Origin of the sequence: Arthrobacter citreus, from assembly GCF_038405225.1 — a bacterium.
Taxonomy (GTDB): Bacteria; Actinomycetota; Actinomycetes; order Actinomycetales; family Micrococcaceae; genus Arthrobacter_B; species Arthrobacter_B citreus_A.
This window is the reverse complement of the sequence record NZ_CP151657.1, coordinates 957081-975085: the sequence shown is the minus strand read 5'-3', so window position 1 is coordinate 975085 and position 18005 is coordinate 957081. Positions and strand designations below refer to the sequence as shown.

At 62.5% G+C, this 18005-nt stretch carries 20 protein-coding genes and 1 pseudogene; 8 read left to right on the top strand and 13 right to left on the bottom strand.

What is annotated here, in order from left to right:
* Nucleotides 1-4: 4 nt before the first annotated feature.
* Nucleotides 5-841, bottom strand: coding sequence for an aldo/keto reductase (locus tag AAE021_RS04545; RefSeq protein WP_342024438.1), 837 nt, complete (start codon nucleotides 839-841; stop codon nucleotides 5-7).
* Nucleotides 842-996: 155 nt separating this feature from the next.
* Here AAE021_RS04545 and AAE021_RS04540 point away from each other — a divergent pair, with 155 nt between their 5' ends.
* Nucleotides 997-1968 (top strand): aldo/keto reductase, encoded by a 972-nt coding sequence (locus AAE021_RS04540; protein ID WP_342025310.1) that lies wholly within the window; start codon nucleotides 997-999, stop codon nucleotides 1966-1968.
* Between the two features lie 54 nt (nucleotides 1969-2022).
* Here the strand turns inward: AAE021_RS04540 and AAE021_RS04535 are convergent, their stop codons facing one another.
* The gene (locus AAE021_RS04535; protein ID WP_342024437.1) at nucleotides 2023-2811 is read right to left on the bottom strand and encodes an SOS response-associated peptidase; all 789 of its coding nucleotides are present in this window, start codon (nucleotides 2809-2811) and stop codon (nucleotides 2023-2025) included.
* 73 nt (nucleotides 2812-2884) lie between these two features.
* Between AAE021_RS04535 and AAE021_RS04530 the strand changes: the two genes are divergently transcribed.
* A complete protein-coding gene (locus tag AAE021_RS04530; RefSeq protein ID WP_342024436.1) occupies nucleotides 2885-3262 on the top strand; it encodes a hypothetical protein in 378 nt (125 codons plus the stop codon).
* 124 nt (nucleotides 3263-3386) lie between these two features.
* Nucleotides 3387-4364: an NAD-dependent epimerase/dehydratase family protein gene (locus AAE021_RS04525; protein ID WP_342024435.1), complete on the top strand. Its 978-nt coding sequence runs from the start codon at nucleotides 3387-3389 to the stop codon at nucleotides 4362-4364.
* Between the two features lie 21 nt (nucleotides 4365-4385).
* On the opposite strand, the gene AAE021_RS04520 is transcribed toward AAE021_RS04525, so the two are convergent.
* From AAE021_RS04520 to AAE021_RS04510, 3 genes are all read right to left on the bottom strand, one after another.
* Complete coding sequence (locus tag AAE021_RS04520; RefSeq protein ID WP_342024434.1) at nucleotides 4386-5732, bottom strand: CAP domain-containing protein; 1347 nt, start codon at nucleotides 5730-5732, stop codon at nucleotides 4386-4388.
* 155 nt (nucleotides 5733-5887) lie between these two features.
* Nucleotides 5888-6034, bottom strand: a complete 147-nt coding sequence (locus AAE021_RS04515) for a toxin-antitoxin system HicB family antitoxin (RefSeq protein WP_152217919.1) — start codon at nucleotides 6032-6034, stop codon at nucleotides 5888-5890.
* 160 nt (nucleotides 6035-6194) lie between these two features.
* Nucleotides 6195-7823, bottom strand: coding sequence for a GH25 family lysozyme (locus AAE021_RS04510; RefSeq protein ID WP_342024433.1), 1629 nt, complete (start codon nucleotides 7821-7823; stop codon nucleotides 6195-6197).
* 629 nt (nucleotides 7824-8452) lie between these two features.
* Between AAE021_RS04510 and AAE021_RS04505 the strand changes: the two genes are divergently transcribed.
* The 5 genes from AAE021_RS04505 (at nucleotide 8453) to AAE021_RS04485 (ending at nucleotide 11253) form a co-directional block, all read left to right on the top strand.
* The gene (locus AAE021_RS04505; RefSeq protein ID WP_342024432.1) at nucleotides 8453-8998 is read left to right on the top strand and encodes a TM2 domain-containing protein; all 546 of its coding nucleotides are present in this window, start codon (nucleotides 8453-8455) and stop codon (nucleotides 8996-8998) included.
* Between the two features lie 112 nt (nucleotides 8999-9110).
* Nucleotides 9111-9944 carry an SDR family oxidoreductase gene (locus AAE021_RS04500; RefSeq protein ID WP_342024431.1) on the top strand — a complete coding sequence of 278 codons (834 nt, stop codon included), beginning with the start codon at nucleotides 9111-9113 and terminating at the stop codon, nucleotides 9942-9944.
* 6 nt (nucleotides 9945-9950) lie between these two features.
* On the top strand, nucleotides 9951-10334 hold the full coding sequence (locus AAE021_RS04495) for a hypothetical protein (RefSeq protein ID WP_342024430.1): 384 nt from the start codon (nucleotides 9951-9953) through the stop codon (nucleotides 10332-10334).
* Nucleotides 10335-10622: a hypothetical protein gene (locus AAE021_RS04490; protein WP_342024429.1), complete on the top strand. Its 288-nt coding sequence runs from the start codon at nucleotides 10335-10337 to the stop codon at nucleotides 10620-10622.
* Nucleotides 10623-10701: 79 nt separating this feature from the next.
* Nucleotides 10702-11253, top strand: a complete 552-nt coding sequence (locus tag AAE021_RS04485) for a DUF1697 domain-containing protein (RefSeq protein WP_342024428.1) — start codon at nucleotides 10702-10704, stop codon at nucleotides 11251-11253.
* Between the two features lie 33 nt (nucleotides 11254-11286).
* Here the strand turns inward: AAE021_RS04485 and AAE021_RS04480 are convergent.
* From AAE021_RS04480 to nrdE, 8 genes and pseudogenes are all read right to left on the bottom strand, one after another.
* Nucleotides 11287-11481: pseudogene (locus AAE021_RS04480) on the bottom strand (DivIVA domain-containing protein); the annotation flags it as partial.
* Between the two features lie 441 nt (nucleotides 11482-11922).
* The gene (locus AAE021_RS04470; RefSeq protein ID WP_342024427.1) at nucleotides 11923-12618 is read right to left on the bottom strand and encodes a M15 family metallopeptidase; all 696 of its coding nucleotides are present in this window, start codon (nucleotides 12616-12618) and stop codon (nucleotides 11923-11925) included.
* Nucleotides 12619-12706: 88 nt separating this feature from the next.
* Complete coding sequence (locus AAE021_RS04465; protein ID WP_342024426.1) at nucleotides 12707-13024, bottom strand: DUF664 domain-containing protein; 318 nt, start codon at nucleotides 13022-13024, stop codon at nucleotides 12707-12709.
* Nucleotides 13008-13283, bottom strand: coding sequence for a DUF664 domain-containing protein (locus AAE021_RS04460; protein ID WP_342024425.1), 276 nt, complete (start codon nucleotides 13281-13283; stop codon nucleotides 13008-13010). Before AAE021_RS04460 ends, AAE021_RS04465 begins: the two co-directional genes overlap by 17 nt.
* Nucleotides 13284-13333: 50 nt before the next feature.
* Nucleotides 13334-13993, bottom strand: a complete 660-nt coding sequence (locus AAE021_RS04455; RefSeq protein ID WP_342024424.1) for a dihydrofolate reductase family protein — start codon at nucleotides 13991-13993, stop codon at nucleotides 13334-13336.
* Between the two features lie 103 nt (nucleotides 13994-14096).
* Entirely contained in the window at nucleotides 14097-15071 is a 975-nt protein-coding gene (gene nrdF / locus AAE021_RS04450; protein WP_342024423.1) for a class 1b ribonucleoside-diphosphate reductase subunit beta, read from the bottom strand.
* Nucleotides 15068-15862 (bottom strand): NUMOD3 domain-containing DNA-binding protein, encoded by a 795-nt coding sequence (locus AAE021_RS04445; RefSeq protein WP_342024422.1) that lies wholly within the window; start codon nucleotides 15860-15862, stop codon nucleotides 15068-15070. The genes nrdF and AAE021_RS04445 overlap by 4 nt, the downstream gene beginning before the upstream one ends.
* A 16-nt stretch (nucleotides 15863-15878) precedes the next feature.
* Entirely contained in the window at nucleotides 15879-17999 is a 2121-nt protein-coding gene (gene nrdE / locus AAE021_RS04440) for a class 1b ribonucleoside-diphosphate reductase subunit alpha (RefSeq protein WP_342025309.1), read from the bottom strand.
* Between the last annotated feature and the right edge of the window lie 6 nt (nucleotides 18000-18005).

Sequence of the window (18005 nt, the reverse complement as noted above, 5' to 3'; positions counted from 1 at the left end):
TACCTCAGTACTGGCTGAAGGACGCCGTGGCGGGATCCGCTCCCAGCCGCATGCCGGCGTCGAGCTCATTGATCCGCTCCATCTCGGCCGGGGTGAGCTCCACGCTGACGGATTCGAGATTCTCCCGGATGCGCTCCGGTGTCACGGACTTGGGGATGGCGATGTTCCCTGAAGCCAAATGCCAGGCCAGCACCACTTGGGCCGGGGTTGCCCCGTGACGAAGTGAAATTTCGAGGACTGCACTGTTCTCCAGGTCTTCGCCCTGCCCCAGCGGGCTGTAGGCTTCCACCGCAATGCCGTGGCGGCGGGTGGCGTCCGCGAGCGCCCGCTGCGCGAATGTCGGATGCAGCTCAATCTGGTTCACGGCGGGCACGACGTCGGCGGCACCGGTTAGCTCCTCCAGATGTTCGGGAAGGAAGTTGGAAACACCAATGGCGCGGACCAAGCCATCGGAATAGATCCGTTCCATGTCCTTCCACGCCTGCAGGAACAAGCCCTGGGACGGGACGGGCCAATGAATCAGGTACAGGTCCACCTGGTCAAGGCCCAGCGCGGCCCGGCTGTCCTCGAAGGCGGCCCGGGCCCTGGACTGGTCCCCGTTGCGCAGCTTGGTGGTGATGAACAGGTCCTCGCGGGGAATGCCCGAAGCGGCAACCGCGGCACCCACACCTGCTTCGTTCCGGTAGGCCGCAGCGGTGTCAATGTGCCGGTACCCCGCTTCGAGCGCCGCTTCAACAGCCTCCTGGGTGTTTTCCTCCGGAATCTGGAAAACGCCGAATCCGAGCTGGGGAATGCGAACTCCATTGTTCAGCGTCACGCCGGGAACATGTGGGTGGCTCATGGCTGCCTTTCGTAGCGGTTGGTTTCCACCCTATTTCCCGGTGGGGGCCACAGGGTACCCCTAGCCGCGGCGCGCCGGACCCCGCAGAATGGGTCCTGCACCCAGCGCTTCCGTGATGCGCTGAACTTCCGATGACTATTCCAAGCGAGGATTTTATGCAGTACACCCATCTGGGCCGGTCCGGCCTGAGCGTTTCGCGCCTGTGCCTGGGCACCATGAACTTCGGGCCCAAAACCGAGGAGTCAGACGCACACGCCATCATGGACTCCGCCCGTGAGGCAGGCATCAATTTTTTCGACACTGCCAACGTCTACGGCTGGGGCGAGAACAAGGGCTGGACCGAGGAAATTGTGGGCCGGTGGTTCGCCAAGGGCGGCGGACGGCGGGAAGACACCGTGATTGCCACCAAGCTCTATGGATCCATGAGCGAGCGGCCCAACGACACGTTCCTGTCGGCGCTGAACATCCGCCGGGCGCTGGACGCGAGCCTCAAACGCCTGCAGACCGATTACATTGACCTCTACCAGTTCCACCACGTTGACCGGAACACGCCCTGGGATGAAATTTGGCAGGCCATGGATGTGGCCGTGCAGCAGGGCAAAATTATCTACAACGGCAGCTCGAACTTTGCCGGCTGGCACATCAGCCAGGCCCAGGAGGCTGCGCGCCGCCGGAACTTCAACGGCCTGATCAGTGAACAGTCCATTTACAACCTGATCAGTCGCACTGTCGAGCTCGAGGTTATTCCGGCAGCCCAGCACTACGGTCTGGGACTGCTGCCGTGGTCGCCGCTGGAGGGCGGACTGCTGGGCGGTGTGCTGAAGAAGACTGAACAGGGCGGACGCCGCACGGAGGGCCGGGCCAAGGAGGCGTTGGAGACCCACCGGGAAGCCCTGGCGCAGTACGAGGACTTCGCCGATGAACTCGGGGTTGCTCCGGGCATTCTCGCCCTGGCCTGGCTGCTGCACCAGCCAGCCGTCACCGCGCCGATTGTCGGTCCCCGGATCCAGGACCAGCTCGACGACGCGTTGAAGGCACTGGAGGTTGAGCTCGACGCCGACACGCTTAGCCGTTTGGACACCATTTTCCCGGGCCACCGCACGGCACCGGAGGACTACGCCTGGTAGCTCCAGATGGTTTTCCGCAACGGGTCCTTCCGCAGCTGATCCTTCCGGAGGTGGCTAACCTGCAGGAAGGATCAGCTGGGGCCCGTTGTTGCGGACCGAGTTCACTTCGCTGGAAACAACGCGCGGAGTCAGCACGGGTTCGGGAACCGCGTCCAGCAGCTGCTGGACGTCCGCAGTTTCGGCCAGCATCGGATCCAGCCAGTCTCCATACAGGTCCGGCGGAACAATCAGCGGCGTGCGGTCGTGGATGTGCCCCAGCGCATCGCTGGCCTGCGTGGTGATGATGGTGAAGCTGACCAGCCACTTGTGCTCATGGTCCTCGGGCAGCGATGGATCGGGCCAGTATTCGTAGAGCCCGGCAAACGCCAGTGGATCCTCGGACGGCGAGTACAGGTAGGTGGGAATCTTGGCGGAGCCCGATTTTTCCCACTCGTAGTATCCGTCCGCCGGGACCAGAGCGCGGCGCTTTCTTGCCGCCTTCCGGAACGCGGGCTTCTCCAGGACAGTTTCCCGGCGGGCGTTGATCATCCGGGCACCGATCTTCGCGTCCTTCGCCCACACGGGAACCAAGCCCCACTTGGCGGTTGCCAGCCGCCGGACGGTGGCGTCCCCGGACTCCGTGCCTTCCGGGCGCCCGTCGTTTTTGCCGCCGTCGTTCCCGCCGTCGTCGTTCCCGCCGCCGCGGCCCTCCACGCGCCGCCGCGCGCGCTCGGTGACGATCCGCACATCATCAGTGGGTGCCACATTCCAGGATGGGGCAACGTCCTCCCCCACCGCTTGCTCGGCTTCAAAGGCGGCCACCAGATCGGATGTTGCCTTGGCCATCACGTAACGTCCGCACATGCTCCCATTGTGCATCGGGGAGCGGCTTACTTCGGAACATCCAGGTGTTCGAATATGTGTTCTACTTTTAAGCATGGATCAGGAAGCGGCGGAACGGCTCGCCGCCCGCTACGCCCGGCGCGCGGAGCCCCTTGAACTCACACCGGAAGAGCTGGATTTTGAGCACCATCCCGCCACCACCTCGGTGCCGGGCATTCCTGTCTGGGCCTGGATCCGGTTCCCGAACGCGGCTGAGCGGGTGAAGGGCGAAGCATGCACCTGGAACGCCAGGGCAGTGCAGGTGCTGTGGACCGATGCCGGTATCCGGCGGGCCACCTGGGTGTGGGCATCGGCTGTGAGCAGGCGTTCCAGCGGTGGCCGGAAGACCGGTCTCGGCGAGCGCACGGGCGAACACAGTGCTGACACCGGACCCGGTGCCGGCCCGGAAGCCGGGGCCCCGCCGTCGTCCTAGCCGGCAGCACGCGGAGCCTGCAGCGGGACAGAAACCGGATTCTGCTGCAGAATGGGCCTGCGGACTTTCCTCCGTGCCGCGAAGTTTCCCCGACGCGGCTGCTACGGCCAGTCAGGAAGCGCACATGGACATTCTTCTCATCGGCGGAACCGGAGTCATCAGCTCGGCGGTCGCCGCGCATGCCAGCCGGCTGGGGCATCAGGTGACTCTGCTGAACCGCGGAGTCTCCTCCGCCAGGCCTGCTCCGGCCGGCGTGGAAGTGCTGCACGCCGACATCCGTGACACGGCCGCCGCTTCGAAAGTTCTCCGGGACCGCCGGTTCGACGCCGTCGCGGACTTCATTTCCTTTGTCCCGGAACAGCTCGCCGCCGGCATGGACCTGTTCCGGGGCCGGACCGGCCAGTATGTGTTTATCAGTTCAGCTTCGGCATACCAGAAGCCTCCGGCCCGGCTTCCGATCCTTGAGTCCACTCCCCTGCGCAATCCGTTCTGGCAGTATTCCCGGGACAAAATCGCGTGCGAGGACCTGCTGGTGTCGGCCTATCGGGAGGAAGGGTTTCCGGGCACGGTGGTGCGGCCTTCCCATACGTACGACCGCACCATGATTCCCCTCATGGGCGGCTGGACGGACCTGCACCGGATGCGGGCCGGCCTCCCGGTGCTTGTGCACGGTGACGGCACCTCGCTGTGGACACTGACCCACAGCCGCGACTTCGCCCGGGCCTTCACCGGGCTGCTGGGCCGCGGCGAGGCAATCGGCGACAGCTACACCATCACCTCTGACGAATTCCTGCCGTGGAACGAGGTATACCGCATCCTGTCCGCCGCAGCCGGCGTGCCGGAGCCGGACCTGGTCCACGTGGCTTCGGAGACCATTGCCGCCCGCGACCCCCGGCGCGGCCCGGGCCTGCTCGGCGACAAATCCCATTCGGTCATTTTTGACAACTCGAAGATCAAATCCCTGGTGCCGGGCTTCGCAGCGGAAATTCCCTTTGCGGAGGGGGCCGCCGAAATGGTGGCCTGGTACGACGCCCATCCAGAGGAACAGAAGATCGATCCGGAGTTCATGACGCTTTCGGACGCCCTGGCCGCCGGCCGCTGACCGGCAGGCGGCCTCGGCTTCCTATGACGCCCAGCGCTTCATGAAGGCGGCCATGGCATCCCGGGCAACTGTTTGAGTCGGCTTGTATGCCGCCTTGCCCTGGGCCGCCGGCCAGCCGGTGGATATTCCCTTGGCCGACAGCCACGAAATCTCCTTATAGAACTGGTGCGAAACGGCAACATCCACAAAGGGGGACTTCTTTGCCGGTGTGTACTTTGGTGAACCGGACAACCGGTAAAGGAAAGCAGCCATGGCATCCCGGTCCACTGGAGCCTGCGGACGGAATACCTTTGTCTTATTCTTCTGGACCCAGCCCGTGGATATCTTCTGGGATGCCAGCCAGGAAATTTCCTTATAGTACGGGTTGGATACCGAAACATCGGTAAAGGGCGATTTGGCCGGCGCCGTAAATTTGGGGGAACCCTTCAATCGGTACATAAAGGCGGCCATGGCCTCACGGCTCACGGACTGCAGCGGACGGTACGTCCGCGTGCCGTTCTTTTCCGCCCAGCCGGTGGAAATTCCCTGCTTGTGCATCCAGTTCATTTCGGCGAGGAACTGCTGCCCGCCGGTGAGGTCACTGAACGGGGACACCGCTGGGGGTTTGGTGGATTTCGGATAGCCGGCCAGGTTGGAGACCACCAGGTGCCAGCCCTTGTACGGGCCGCTGGTGGGCACCACATACCCGACTCCTGCATGGGTTTCCCGCGGATCAAGCATGGCGTCCCGGTGTGCCGGGGAGTTCATCCACCAGTCCACCACCTGGGTGGCTGAGAAGTTGAAGGCAATGATCTCGCCGTACCAATTCGCCCCCGGGGGAATCAGTGATCCGCCCGCATCCGCCCGGTGAATTCCGGCCCAGTCAAAGTTGGGGTCGGCGGTGGTCACCCGAAGATGGTTGGCCCAGCCCTGGGACACGTCGGCAATGCGCTGGTTCCAAACGAGGGCCGGAACGCCGTTTGCCTTGCGCTTTGCGTTCATCAGGTCAAAAACCTGTCCGGCGAAACGGTCGCTGCGCACCGCGTCAGTGGATGCGTCCGGCGCGGCTGCCGCTCCCGCGCTCATTCCCTCCGGAAGGGTTGCCGGATCCACCCCCTGGGCAGCATCCGCGGCAGCGGCTGCCACTGAGGCCTCCGCTGCTTCGGGGGAAAGGGATTCCGGATCGGGCCGAGGGGTTTCAGGCATTACCGGAAAGCCCCCGGTGCTGTCCTCGGCAATGTCTTCGACAATGTCCTCGACAGTGGAAACTGCCGGGAGCATTGCTCTCGAATCAGCTGCCGCCGCAGAGGGAAAGACGAGCGAGGCAAGAATAAGGGCGCAGGAAACGGGGACGGCAACGGCGGCCCGAAATATGGTGTTGTTCTTCATGATTGGAAGTATCGTAACTGCCCGGGAACGAAGATTCGTTCAAAACCAAAGCCGAGACCGCAAAAAGTTACGGCTAGGCTGCTTATCTGTGGTATTTCAGCAATGTACCGCTGAATTTCTTTAACGCAGTTGTATCCCGTTCACCGGGGAAATGCTCATGCCAAGTGGGTGCGGCGGTTTCGGTGTTCAAGGAGCAGGCGTGCTCCATTAACCACGAGAACTTCAACCGAAACCCCCTGTTCCTTGGCGAGCTCCTCCAATTCCCGTCCCAGCTTCGGTGGAATCCGCAGTTCAATGTTCATGCGTTAAATCGTATCGGCGTCTGCGGCCGGACCAGACCGTCCGGGAGTTCGTTACGTCACCTCCCTGGCAGTCCACAGCCGGCAGCACACCAGGTGAGTGCTGCCGGCTGTGGTGCCGGAACCGGGTATCCGGCTTCGGCTGTGCGGGAATCCAGACTGCCTAGAACTTGGCGTCGTACCGGTAGAGGAAAGCGGCCATCGCGTCCCGGGCAATGGGCTGGTACGGGCGGAAGGTCTTGTCACCCCAGCCGGTCGAGATGCCCTGGGCCGCCAGCCAGCTGATTTCCTTGTAGTACATGTTGTCGGTTGCCACGTCCCGGAAGGGAGAAACCGCCGGAGGGTTGTAGCGCGGGCTGCCGGCCAGGCGGTACAGGAACGCCGCCATGGCGTCACGGTTGATGGCGCTGCCGGGCTGGTAAGTATTTCCGTTCCATCCCGTGGCTACCCCACTGGCCGCCAGCCAGTGGATTTCCCGGTAGAACATGTTGTTGGTTGCCACGTCCCGGAAGCGCGAGGCCTTGGGTGCCGTGTAGGCGGGCTTGCCCTTGATGCGGTACAGGAAGGCTGCCATGGCGTCGCGGTTGACCGGCGCGAGGGGCTGGTAGGTGCCGTTGGGATACCCGGTGGTGATGCCCTGGGCCTTGAACCACGAGATTTCCTTGGCGAACTGGCTCTTGGCCGGCACATCGGGGAAGGGCCCCGGAACGGGTGCGGGGGCGGGAGGAGCCGGAGCAGGCGCCGCGCCGCGGGCAAACGCCGTTAGTCCGGCTGCGTTTCCGTTCCAGACGTTGGAGTCCCCGACAAACGGTCCGGTGCTGCTGTACTGCCACAAGCTGTAGACGCTCCAGCTCGCGGGCAGCCGGCCGGCTCCGACCTGGTTGTAGTTGGCGATGTGCAGCGGGTTGTCCCGAAACGCGGCGCTGTTGCCGGTGCAGGTGATCCACCAGTCAGTGGTCGTATAGATCATGGGGGCGCGGCCGGTGCGTGCCTTGACCTGGTTCGAGAAGTCCCGGATCCAGTTCACCATCTGCCCGGCGCTCATGTTGTAGCAAGTGTTCCCCAGGGACGCGTAGGGGTTGTACTCAATGTCCAGGAGCGGCGGCAGGGTACGTCCGTCCGCGGACCAGCCGCCTCCATTGTTCACGAAGTAGTTGGCCTGGGCGACACCCGAAGACACGCTGGGCAGGGCAAAGTGGTAGGCACCGCGGATCATGCCAACGTTGTACGAGCCGTTGTACTGCTGGTTGAAGTTGGGGTTTTTGTATCCCGTTCCCTCGGTGGCCTTGGCATAGGCAAACCGCGAGCCCAGCCCCCAGGCATGCTTCCAATCCACGTTGCCCTGGTGGCTGGACACGTCCATCCCCTGGATGCCTGCTGGCCGCCAGTTCCCTGCCAGCGGTTCAGCCGCTTCGGGGGCGGCGGTTCCCTCTTCGGGGGCGGCGGTTCCTTCTTCGGGCTCACTGACACCCGCATCCGGCGCAGCGGTGCCTTCGGATTCAGCCTGCGGGGCGGGAGCGTCCGACTCGGCCTGCGGTGCCGGAGCTGCGGATTCATCGGGCGCCGGCAGCTGGGCATCGCCCGTGACGCCGAGGCGGTTCAGGCCCTGTCCCATGGAAGCGCCGTTTTCGCCGATGATCCTGGCCTGTTCAGCCTCGCTGATACCGATCGGAGCAGTGTCGGTCCCTGTTGCGGGGACCGCAGCCGCCGCGGGACCTGCAAGGCAGGAGACGGCCAGCAGAGCGGTCAGTGCAACTGATGTGAGACCAGTGGAAAGCGTCGTGGTTTTCATTTATGTCCTGGATGATGTGGTTGATATCCCCGCGCGTTTCCGCAGGAAGTCAGGAACCCCCACGGTTCCTTATGCCCTTGTCCTTGCCGCATAGAGAGCTGCGGCTGGGCCCCGATAGCGCTTCCCCCACCGCCATGAATTGGCTGCGGGACATTTTGCTGAACTCTTTTCACGGCGGCAGGATCGGGTTCCCGCGCGCTACCTATACCGTATGCCACCACATTTCCACGAATCAGGCTGGCTCAGCCGATTCGAGTACTTTGCAGGTAAATTGTTACATACTCACTTTCGGCGTCCAGGGCCTCGTCGGGTGCAGAAAGAGCACGTTTCCCGGGCAAAATAGGGAACACCGAAACGGAAGAAGCCGTTTCCGTCAGCACAGCAAGAGACCAGCAATAGAACACAGCATCGACAATGGCGACGGCGGCACCGAGTAGTCCCGGTTGCCGCCCACGGGCATACGGATCCTCCTGAGGCGGCATTGGGTAAGGCGTCGTCGTTACGCAGCCGGGGCACAGCCAGGGGAACTGTTAGAGTTCCGTAGGTTCGGAATTCCGCTTCACCAGGCGAAACATCCGACTGCCGTTCAGATGTAGCGGTCCTTTGGGGGAACGCAGTGAGAGGAACCAATGTCAGAGAACAAGCCGGGCCCGGCCTCCAGCGAAGATCAGCAGGAGATGCCTGCTCCAACACCCCCGCCTTCCGTGGAACATGAAGGCACGGACCAGGGACATCAGGGACAGCCCGAGACCGGTTTACCGCAGCAGGGGCAGGGCTACCCGCAGCAGGGATACCCCGCGGCGCCCGGCCAGCCCTATCCCCAGCAGGGATATCCGCAGCAGGGCCAGCCCTACCAGCAGCCCGGATACCCGGCACCGGGACAGGCGTACCCCCAGCCGGGGTACGGACCGGGCCCGTACGCACAGGGCCCCTATGGCCAGCCTTATATCGAACAAAAGTCCCGGCTGGTGGCGGGGTTGCTGGGCATCTTCCTGGGCGGCTTGGGAATCCACCGCTTCTACCTCGGACACATTGGGCTGGGCGTCGTCCAGCTGGTGCTTTCGCTGGTCACTTTCGGCATCGCGTCGCTTTGGGGCTTCATCGAAGGCATCATGATCCTTTGCGGTGCACAAATGTTCCGCGCCGATGCCCGGGGCGTCCCGCTGAAGGAGTAGCCGCAGTTGCAGCCGTCCCCCGGCGGTCTCCACAGGACGGCAGTGGCGCAGGCGTCTATCCTCGAAGAGTACCGGGGCTTTTCCTGCCCGGACCCTGCGATATTGGAGCGTCATGGCAGCTGAAGTACTGGTCATTGTTGGTTTAGGCGGCATGGGGCAGGCAGTCATGCGCCGCTCCGGGGCAGGCCGAAAGGTGCTGCTGGCCGATTTTAACGAAGAGCTCCTCGAGACGGTGGCAGCGGGCGCTCTGGGCGACGGATACGACGTCGTCACCCAGCGTGTGGACGTGTCATCGCGCGATTCGGTGGCGGCGCTGGCTGCGTCTGCCGCCGAACTGGGCGCGGTGACCCAGGTTGTCCACACTGCCGGGCTCTCCCCTGTCCAAGCTCCGGTCGAAGCCATCTGGAAGGTCGATCTGATCGGCGCGGCCCTGGTGCTGGAGGAATTCGAGAAGGTCATCGCTCCTGGCGGTGCCGGCGTCGTCATTTCCAGCATGTCCGCCTATATGTCCGGCGGCAGCATCCCCGCCGATGTCCTGGCCAGCCTGGCCACCGTGCCGGTGGATGACCTGCACCTGATTCCGTTCATCGGCGGAATCGACAACCCCGGGTACGCCTACCTGGTCGCAAAGCGCGCCAACCAGGTCCGCGTCCAGGCGGCCAGCATTCGCTGGGGTGCGCGCGGGGCGCGCGTGAACAGCATCAGCCCCGGCATCATCTCCACGCCCATGGGCCAGCAGGAGCTCGCCGGCGAATCCGGTGCCCACATGCGCGCCATGATCGAGGCATCGGGCACCGGACGTGTGGGCACTCCGGGCGACATCGCCAACGCAGTTGCCTTCCTCCTCGGCTCCGATGCCAGCTTCATCACGGGGGTGGATCTGCTGGTCGACGGCGGTGCCGTGGCCGGCCTCGATACCGGGCAGCGCCAACAAGTGGCCGGCTGATCCGCCATGTCTCTGCCAATGCCGCCGGAGAACACCTTTGACCATCTGCGGAAGCTGGACGGTGAACATGTGGGCTATATCCATATGACCGACGACGGCGGGTTCGTTCCGTTTGACCTGCTCCACCGGCGCCGGTCAGCGGCAACGGATCTGGAATCGGCCGAGAGCCTGCTCGACGATCTGGGTCTGCGGATGTTCATGGATGAGTGGTGGCTGTCTGTCGATGGCCAGCACCAACAGGTCCTCATCCAGGAAGTGCGGCGGGACCGGGTGCTGGTCGCGCCGACGGTGGCAGGAGCCAATAGCCAAGTCTGCGGACATGACGAAGACGATCGAGGTCCCGCTGCCGACCGGCCGGCTGTTTCAGGGACAGAATCCTCCGGTGGATGAGTGAGCGACCTGCAGTGCCCGGCAACGGTTGTCCTCCTCCCGCTTGGCGATCCCGCACCGGCCTGGCTGGTCCGCCTCCCGGTGGCCGGGCGGTTCGCGGCGAGCGGCTGGGCTCACGTTATCTTCCTGGTGAATGAAACTGCCGATCTGTACCGGGGTGAGACCTTTGCAGTGACCGCGCCCGCGGCGGATCTGGCAGAAGCCCTGCACCGGCGCGGCATCGTGGCGCAGCCGCCGGTAATCGTCGAGGTGGACTCCGGCGGCTGGAGAATGGCGCCGGAACCCTAGGTCTTCTGCCCGTCCCGGGGTAAATTCGCTGGAAGACGCCCAGACCCGCGGCGGGTGGCCGCTACTGGATGGAGAGCTGATGGAACCGACCCCCTATCTGGTTCTTCTGCGGGGCATAAATGTCGGCGGAAGAAACAAGGTCCCGATGAAAACGCTCAAGGGACATTTGGAAGGCCTGGGCTACGAACAGGTGCTCACCTACATTGCAAGCGGCAACGTGCTGCTCGAATCCACTGAACCCGCCGAGGTCATTGGGCCGCGGATCGAAGCAGCCCTGACTGAGAACTTCAAGCTTGACGATGAGATTGTCAGAGTGCTGGTCCTCGACCGCGGACAGCTGCAGGACGTGGTTGCCCACAAGCCCGAGGGATTCGGCGAACAGCCGGGCAAATACCATTCCGACGCGATCTTCCTCATGGGCATCGACCCCGCTGAGGCGATGGACGTGTTCAACCCCAGGGAGGGAGTGGACGCTGTCTGGCCCGGCGAGGGCGTCATCTACTCCCAGCGGCTCAGTTCTGAGCGGACCAAGAGCCGGTTGAGCGCCATTGCAGCCTCTCCCCTGTACAAATCCATGACCATCCGCAGCTGGAATACGACCCAGAAACTTTGGAATCTGTTTCAGGATTGATCGGCGTGGATCCTACAAGCTCACGTTCCCCGTAATCTGCTCCCGAAGCCGGTCGTTTTCCGACGCCCACAGCCGGAGGTCCAGGACGACCTTATCCAGAAAATCGTCCACCTCGTCCTGGGCATACCCTTCGCGGAATTTTGTCGGCGTAAACTTCTGATTCACCACCTGCTCCGGAGAAAGAATCGGATCAGTGACTGAAACAGGTTCACTTCGGGGGTTAGCCATTCTTAGCTGAAGACGTTCGTTCTCTTCCTGCAGCCGCCGAAGTTCCAGAACTATTCCTTCAAGTAGCTCATCCACAGGCTTTTGGGCATAGCCCTCCCTGAATTTCGTCGGCATGAATCTTTGGGCCACAACGTCTTCAGCGGTGAGAAGCGGCTTCTTGATCTTCGGGCGTCTTCCTGCTTTCGTCCCTGAGGCTTCCGTCCCCGGAACCATCTTGGATTTGATGGTTAAAGCGAGCAGGAGGACGAGCATGACTCCTGCTGCAATCGTCAACCAAAAGACCAGATTCTCAGACATTAGTTCCCCCAACTATGGCTGTGCGACGAAGTCTTCGTCCCGATTCGGAAACTGAAAACTTCTCTTAACAGGTTCAAACATCAACCTACCTAAATAAGCGCACAAATGTCCTCCTCTTCCGCAGCTTAAATGACTCAGCATGATTCAGTACCCGGGTGCGGCAGGCAGGTCGGCAAATTCTTCCAGCGTGATTCCGGCATCAACAATGCGGTGAGCGGAATCCACCCCCACATAACGCAGGTGCCATGGCTCGTAGGAATACCCGGTGACGGCTTCAGCTCCTGCCGGGTAGCGGATGACAAATCCATAGAGGTGGGCGTTGGCGGCGGCCCAGGAGCCCGCTGGGGTTTCTTCAAAGCAGGCCTGGAGCGAACAGGCGCCGTCGGGGTTGGCAATATCCACGGCAAGTCCTGTTTGGTGTTCGCTGTATCCGGGGCGGGCTGACAGCGACTCAGCTGCGGCGCCGCCGTAACGGTCGGTATAGGAAGAATGCAGATCCGCCTGCTGGCTGGCCGGGCGGAACCCGCTGACGGCTGATATGGCTACTCCGGCGGCGGCTGCATCAGCGCGCATCTTGAGGAAAGCTTCTCCCACCTCAGCCCGCATCAGCACTCCCCCGGCGTCCGTCAGGTCCTGCGGTGCATATTCCGCCGCCAGAGGCCGGTCCTTGTTAATGACAACGCTGATGCTGTCCGGCGAATCGAAGTCAGCGCCGGCGGTTACTGCGGCAGCATCTGAGTCCGCTTCCTGCGGTTGACCGGACCAGGAGAGGTACGCGAGAAGACAAAGGCACACGGACGCGATCATCGCGATATGAGTGTTGACGTGCTGGCGCGGCATTTTTCCTCCACCGCAACTTTCCCATAACCACGGGTGGATCACCTCCTTCGACGCGGGAGGTCCGGAGCGCCCCCTGTGCTGGCCGGGTTCAGCGAACCCCTGCACCGGGGCTGGGGAAGCCAGCCGGAGGGTCCTCCCCCACCAGGCCATCCACTGATTCCCGGATCAGGTCAGCATGCCCCACGTGCCTGGCGTACTCCTCCACCAGGTCAATCAGCATGCGGCGCAGGCTGCCAACATCGCCGTTAACCGGCGGCAGCAGCATTCCCGGCCCGCCGCCGTCGAGCGCGTCCGCAAGCCGCTGCCGGGACCGCTCCACCGCACCATTCCACAGATCAAGCAGCTCGTCGGGGCTGTCCTCGGCGGCTGTCCGCCACGGCCAGTCCGGATCATTGTCCCAGTCCACGGTATTCCACGGCGATACCCGGGTCCTGCCCCTTCAGCCGCCAGGCGAAGTAAATGTCCTCCACACTGGCGAGATGTTTGAGCAGGCCGCCCAGGGTGATGGCGGAGGCGCCAACCGTGGCGGCGAGAGCCTCGGCATCGAGGCCGGCGGTTTTCCAGGCGAAGGTGGCACGCTGCCGGTCGAGAGACCCCACCAGAGTCTCCAACTCGCTTCCGGCCAGCGGCGGTTCGATTTTGTTGGCGCTCTTTTCTTCAGTCATGACGCGAAGACTAGGCGGACGCGGCAGCGGCCGTCCACGGTGATCGAGGACTAACCGCGCCGCCGACGGGTAAAGACCAAATGGACAACCCCGAACGGAGAAGGGGTCGCTTCGATGTCAAAGCGCTCTTCGAGTCCTTCAAGTCCGTCCCAGAGCCGTTCACCCCGGCCCAGGACGATTGGCACGACGACAACATGCAGGTGATCGATCAGGTCAGCTTCGAGGAACTGCCGCACCGTGCTGACGCCGCCGCCGATCCGCACGTCTTGGTTACCGGCGAGGGCGCGGGCCTGCCGGAGCGCTGACACCGGGTCCGCATCAACGAAATGAAAGGTCGTTCCGCCTTCCATCTCCAGGACCGGCCGGGGGTGATGCGTCAGGACCAGGACCGGGGTATGGAAGACGGGGTTGCTGCCCCACCATCCCTTCCATTCCTCGTTCTCCCAGGGGCCGCGGTGAGGACCGAACTTATTGCGGCCCATGATTTCCACGCCGATCCCGGGCCCCCAGGTGCCGGCAAACGCTTCGTCCACCCCGAAGGACCCCTCGGACTCTCCATGGATGCCCATGGCCCGGAAGGTGCGCGTTTCGAAGGCCCACTCCACCAGCCGTGTTCCCGCGTGGCCGAAGGGAGCGTTGAGCTGCTGGCCGGCTCCGGTGCCGAAGCCGTCGAGGGATACCGAGAAGTTGTGCACGCGTACAAGGGACATGTCAGCTCCTGATGAGTCTTCTTCGGTGTCACCTTACGGCGATCGACTGCAACGAAAAAGGTCCCGCACAGTGAATGTGCGGGACCTTTGGGGAACTACGAAACTAGAAGTCCCAGTCGTCGTCTTCCGTGTTTACGGCCTTGCCGATCACGTAGGAGGAACCGGATCCGGAGAAGAAGTCGTGGTTCTCATCCGCATTCGGGGAGAGCGCGGACAGAATCGCCGGGTTCACGTCCGTCAGCGCGGACGGGAACATGGCTTCGTAGCCCAGGTTCATTAGCGCCTTGTTGGCGTTGTAGTGCAGGAACTTCTTGACGTCCTCGGCCAGGCCGACGCCGTCGTACAGGTCGTGCGTGTACTGGACCTCATTTTCGTACAGCTCAAAGAGCAGCTCGAACGTGTAGTCCTTCATCTCCTGCTTGCGTTCCTCGGAGGCGCCTTCCAGGCCCTTCTGGAACTTGTAGCCGATGTAGTAGCCGTGAACAGCTTCGTCGCGGATGATGAGGCGGATCAGGTCGGCCGTGTTTGTCAGCTTGGCCCGCGAGGACCAGTACATCGGCAGGTAGAAGCCCGAGTAGAAGAGGAAGGACTCCAGCAGGGTGGAGGCAACCTTGCGCTTCAGGGGATCATCGCCGCGGTAGTAATCGGTGACGATGTGGGCTTTCTTCTGCAGGTTCTCGTTCTCGGTGGACCAGCGGAACGCCTCGTCGATCTCCTTGGTGGAGGCCAGCGTGGAGAAGATCGAGGAATAGCTCTTGGCGTGGACCGATTCCATGAACGCAATGTTCGTGTAGACGGCTTCCTCGTGCGGGGTGATGGCGTCGGGGATCAGCGAGACTGCGCCAACCGTGGCCTGCACGGTGTCCAGCAGGGTCAGGCCGGTGAACACGCGCATGGTCAGCTGCTGCTCCTCCGGAGTGAGCGTGTTCCAGGACTGGACGTCGTTGGACAGCGGAATCTTCTCCGGCAGCCAGAAGTTGTTGACCAGACGGTTCCAGACTTCTACGTCCTTGTCGTCCTGGATCTTGTTCCAGTTGATCGCCTCAACGTGGCTGAGCAGCTTAATTTTCTCTGTCATGACTCCGATTCGCTTTCTGAAGAGAGACTTGGTGTGGCTGAGTTCTCGACGCAATACCTGCATCCGGCTTTCTCAATGCCTTTATTGGTGTGATGTCTGGTGTGGGCGCTGCGGCGACTTGAGGGCTTGGGACGTCCTAATCGAGCCGCAGACATTTTTGCCCTGGTTTCCGCGCTGGCCTGCTTACCAAAGTTTGGATTGCCTGCACCGGTCCTGGCTTCCGACAGTTCCTGGCGGGCTACTGCCGTCATGGAATGTCCGAATCCGGGATGCTCGGCGCCGAACTTGCCGAAGTTTGGGTTCTCCTGACCAGCGTACTGGCCCTTCCGCTCCTCCGCCCATTTGAGGCGTTGCTCCGGAGTATGCGACCGCCCGTAGAACGGGTTGTCTTCGCCGAAGCGGCTGAGCCCTTTTCGTCCGGTGGACCTGAGCCGAGCAGCTTCACGCTGCTCGGCTGTCCAAGGAACGCCTGCGGGGCCAAGACCACCCCGCGAAAGATTCAAAAGGCGGTCTCCATCCCGTTTCAGGTAGGCAATCCAATTGATCTCTGACTGGCCGAGGTCGGCCAGGTCCCACACTTCCTGCAGTTCATCCGCACGGACCCCATGTTGGTCCTGCTTACGAAGCCAGTCATAGAAGGGGGTCCTGCGGCCGCCCCGAGCGGCTTTCAGATGCTGAGCGAAACGACGAGCGACGGTCTTGGTGGTCAAGCCCACATAGCGGTATTCCCGCTCTCCGCGGAGGCGGATGCCATAAACAAACCCCACCGGCGCCGTTGTCGTCGTTTCCATACCGGTTAGCTAACCGTTACAGCATGCAGCTGACGCAATTTTCCACCTCAGTACCCTCGAGCGCGAGCTGGCGCAGGCGGATGTAGTAAATGGTCTTGATGCCCTTGCGCCACGCGTAGATCTGCGCCTTGTTGATGTCGCGCGTGGTGGCGGTGTCCTTGAAGAACAGTGTCAGGGACAGGCCCTGGTCCACGTGCTGCGTGGCAGCGGCGTAGGTGTCGATGATCTTCTCGTAGCCGATTTCGTAGGCATCCTGGTAGTACTCCAGGTTGTCGTTCGTCAGGTACGGAGCCGGGTAGTACACGCGGCCGAGCTTGCCTTCCTTGCGGATCTCGATCTTCGCAGCCACCGGGTGAATCGAGGAGGTGGAGTTGTTGATGTAGGAGATCGAGCCGGTGGGCGGCACAGCCTGCAGGTTCTGGTTGTAGATGCCGTGCTCCATGACCGAAGCCTTCAGCGCTGCCCAGTCAGCCTGAGTGGGGATGTGGATGCCTTCGAACAGCTCACGGACGCGCTGTGTCTTCGGAACCCATTCCTCGTTCACGTACTTGTCGAAGAACTCGCCGGTGGCGTACTTGGACTTGTCGAAGCCGGCGAACTTGCGTCCGGTTTCGATCGACAGCAGGTTTGACGCCCGCACTGCGTGGTAAACCACGGAGTAGAAGTAGATGTTCGTGAAGTCGATGCCCTCTTCGGACCCATAGTGCACGCGCTCACGTGCCAGGTAACCGTGCAGGTTCATCTGGCCCAGGCCAATGGCATGGGAAGCGTCGTTGCCCTTGGCAATGGACGGCACGGAACCGATGTGGCTCATGTCCGACACGGCGGTCAGGGCGCGGATGGAGGTTTCGATGGTCCGGCCGAAGTCCGGGGAATCCATCGTCTTGGCAATGTTCAGCGAACCCAGGTTGCAGGAAATGTCCTTGCCGGTCTCGGCATAGGAAAGGTCATCGTTGTACGTGGTGGGCTCGGAAACCTGAAGGATCTCGGAGCACAGGTTGGACATGATGATCTTGCCGTCAATCGGGTTCGCCTTGTTCACCGTGTCTTCAAACATGATGTACGGGTAGCCGGACTCGAACTGGATCTCGGCGAGGGTCTGGAAGAACTCGCGGGCCTTGATCTTGGTCTTCTTGATCCGTGCGTCGTCCACCATCTCGTAGTACTTCTCGGTGACCGAGATGTCCGAGAACGGCATGCCGTAGACCTTTTCGACGTCGTACGGGGAGAACAGGTACATGTCCTCGTCGCGCTTGGCCAGTTCAAAGGTGATGTCGGGAACGACGACGCCGAGGGAGAGGGTCTTGATGCGGATCTTCTCGTCGGCGTTTTCCCGCTTGGTGTCCAGGAACCGGTTGATGTCCGGGTGGTGGGCGTGCAGGTACACCGCTCCGGCGCCCTGGCGGGCACCGAGCTGGTTGGCGTAGGAGAAGGAATCCTCGAGGAGCTTCATCACGGGGATGACGCCGGAGGACTGGTTCTCGATCTGCTTGATCGGCGCACCAACCTCGCGGATGTTGGTCAGTGCGAAGGCCACGCCACCGCCGCGCTTGGACAGCTGCAGGGCGGAGTTGATGGAACGGCCGATCGACTCCATGTTGTCTTCGATGCGCAGCAGGAAGCAGGACACGAGCTCGCCGCGCTGGGCCTTGCCGGCGTTCAGGAAGGTGGGCGTGGCGGGCTGGAAGCGGCCGCCGATGATTTCGTCGACCATCTGCATGGCCAGCTTCTCGTCGCCGCGGGCCAGGTGCAGGGCCACCATGCAGACGCGGTCTTCATAACGCTCCAGGTAACGCTTGCCGTCAAAGGTCTTCAGCGTGTAGGAGGTGTAGAACTTGAAGGCGCCCAGGAAGGTCTCGAAGCGGAACTTCTTCTTGTAGGCGCGCTGGTACAGCTCGCGGATGAAGTCCATGGAGTACTGGTCGAGGGTTTCGCTCTCGTAGTACTCGTTCTTGACCAGGTATTCCAGCTTCTCTTCCAGGTCGTGGAAGAACACGGTGTTGTTGTTGACGTGCTCAAGGAAGTACTGGCGCGCAGCAGCGCGGTCGGCGTCGAACTGGATCTCGCCGTTCTTGCCGTACAGGTTCAGCATGGCGTTGAGCTCGTGGTAGCCCAGGTCCTTGTAGGCCTCCGGCATCTCCTT

Bases quoted from the DNA above. Each gene is read 5' to 3' on its own strand.
- AAE021_RS04545 (WP_342024438.1), bottom strand. From the start codon at position 841: ATGAGCCACCCACATGTTCCCGGCGTGACGCTGAACAATGGAGTTCGC.
- AAE021_RS04540 (WP_342025310.1), top strand. From the start codon at position 997: ATGCAGTACACCCATCTGGGCCGGTCCGGCCTGAGCGTTTCGCGCCTG.
- AAE021_RS04535 (WP_342024437.1), bottom strand. From the start codon at position 2,811: ATGTGCGGACGTTACGTGATGGCCAAGGCAACATCCGATCTGGTGGCC.
- AAE021_RS04530 (WP_342024436.1), top strand. From the start codon at position 2,885: ATGGATCAGGAAGCGGCGGAACGGCTCGCCGCCCGCTACGCCCGGCGC.
- AAE021_RS04525 (WP_342024435.1), top strand. From the start codon at position 3,387: ATGGACATTCTTCTCATCGGCGGAACCGGAGTCATCAGCTCGGCGGTC.
- AAE021_RS04520 (WP_342024434.1), bottom strand. From the start codon at position 5,732: ATGAAGAACAACACCATATTTCGGGCCGCCGTTGCCGTCCCCGTTTCC.
- AAE021_RS04515 (WP_152217919.1), bottom strand. From the start codon at position 6,034: ATGAACATTGAACTGCGGATTCCACCGAAGCTGGGACGGGAATTGGAG.
- AAE021_RS04510 (WP_342024433.1), bottom strand. From the start codon at position 7,823: ATGAAAACCACGACGCTTTCCACTGGTCTCACATCAGTTGCACTGACC.
- AAE021_RS04505 (WP_342024432.1), top strand. From the start codon at position 8,453: ATGTCAGAGAACAAGCCGGGCCCGGCCTCCAGCGAAGATCAGCAGGAG.
- AAE021_RS04500 (WP_342024431.1), top strand. From the start codon at position 9,111: ATGGCAGCTGAAGTACTGGTCATTGTTGGTTTAGGCGGCATGGGGCAG.
- AAE021_RS04495 (WP_342024430.1), top strand. From the start codon at position 9,951: ATGTCTCTGCCAATGCCGCCGGAGAACACCTTTGACCATCTGCGGAAG.
- AAE021_RS04485 (WP_342024428.1), top strand. From the start codon at position 10,702: ATGGAACCGACCCCCTATCTGGTTCTTCTGCGGGGCATAAATGTCGGC.
- AAE021_RS04470 (WP_342024427.1), bottom strand. From the start codon at position 12,618: ATGCCGCGCCAGCACGTCAACACTCATATCGCGATGATCGCGTCCGTG.
- AAE021_RS04460 (WP_342024425.1), bottom strand. From the start codon at position 13,283: ATGACTGAAGAAAAGAGCGCCAACAAAATCGAACCGCCGCTGGCCGGA.
- AAE021_RS04455 (WP_342024424.1), bottom strand. From the start codon at position 13,993: ATGTCCCTTGTACGCGTGCACAACTTCTCGGTATCCCTCGACGGCTTC.
- nrdF (WP_342024423.1), bottom strand. From the start codon at position 15,071: ATGACAGAGAAAATTAAGCTGCTCAGCCACGTTGAGGCGATCAACTGG.
- AAE021_RS04445 (WP_342024422.1), bottom strand. From the start codon at position 15,862: ATGGAAACGACGACAACGGCGCCGGTGGGGTTTGTTTATGGCATCCGC.
- nrdE (WP_342025309.1), bottom strand. From the start codon at position 17,999: ATGCCGGAGGCCTACAAGGACCTGGGCTACCACGAGCTCAACGCCATG.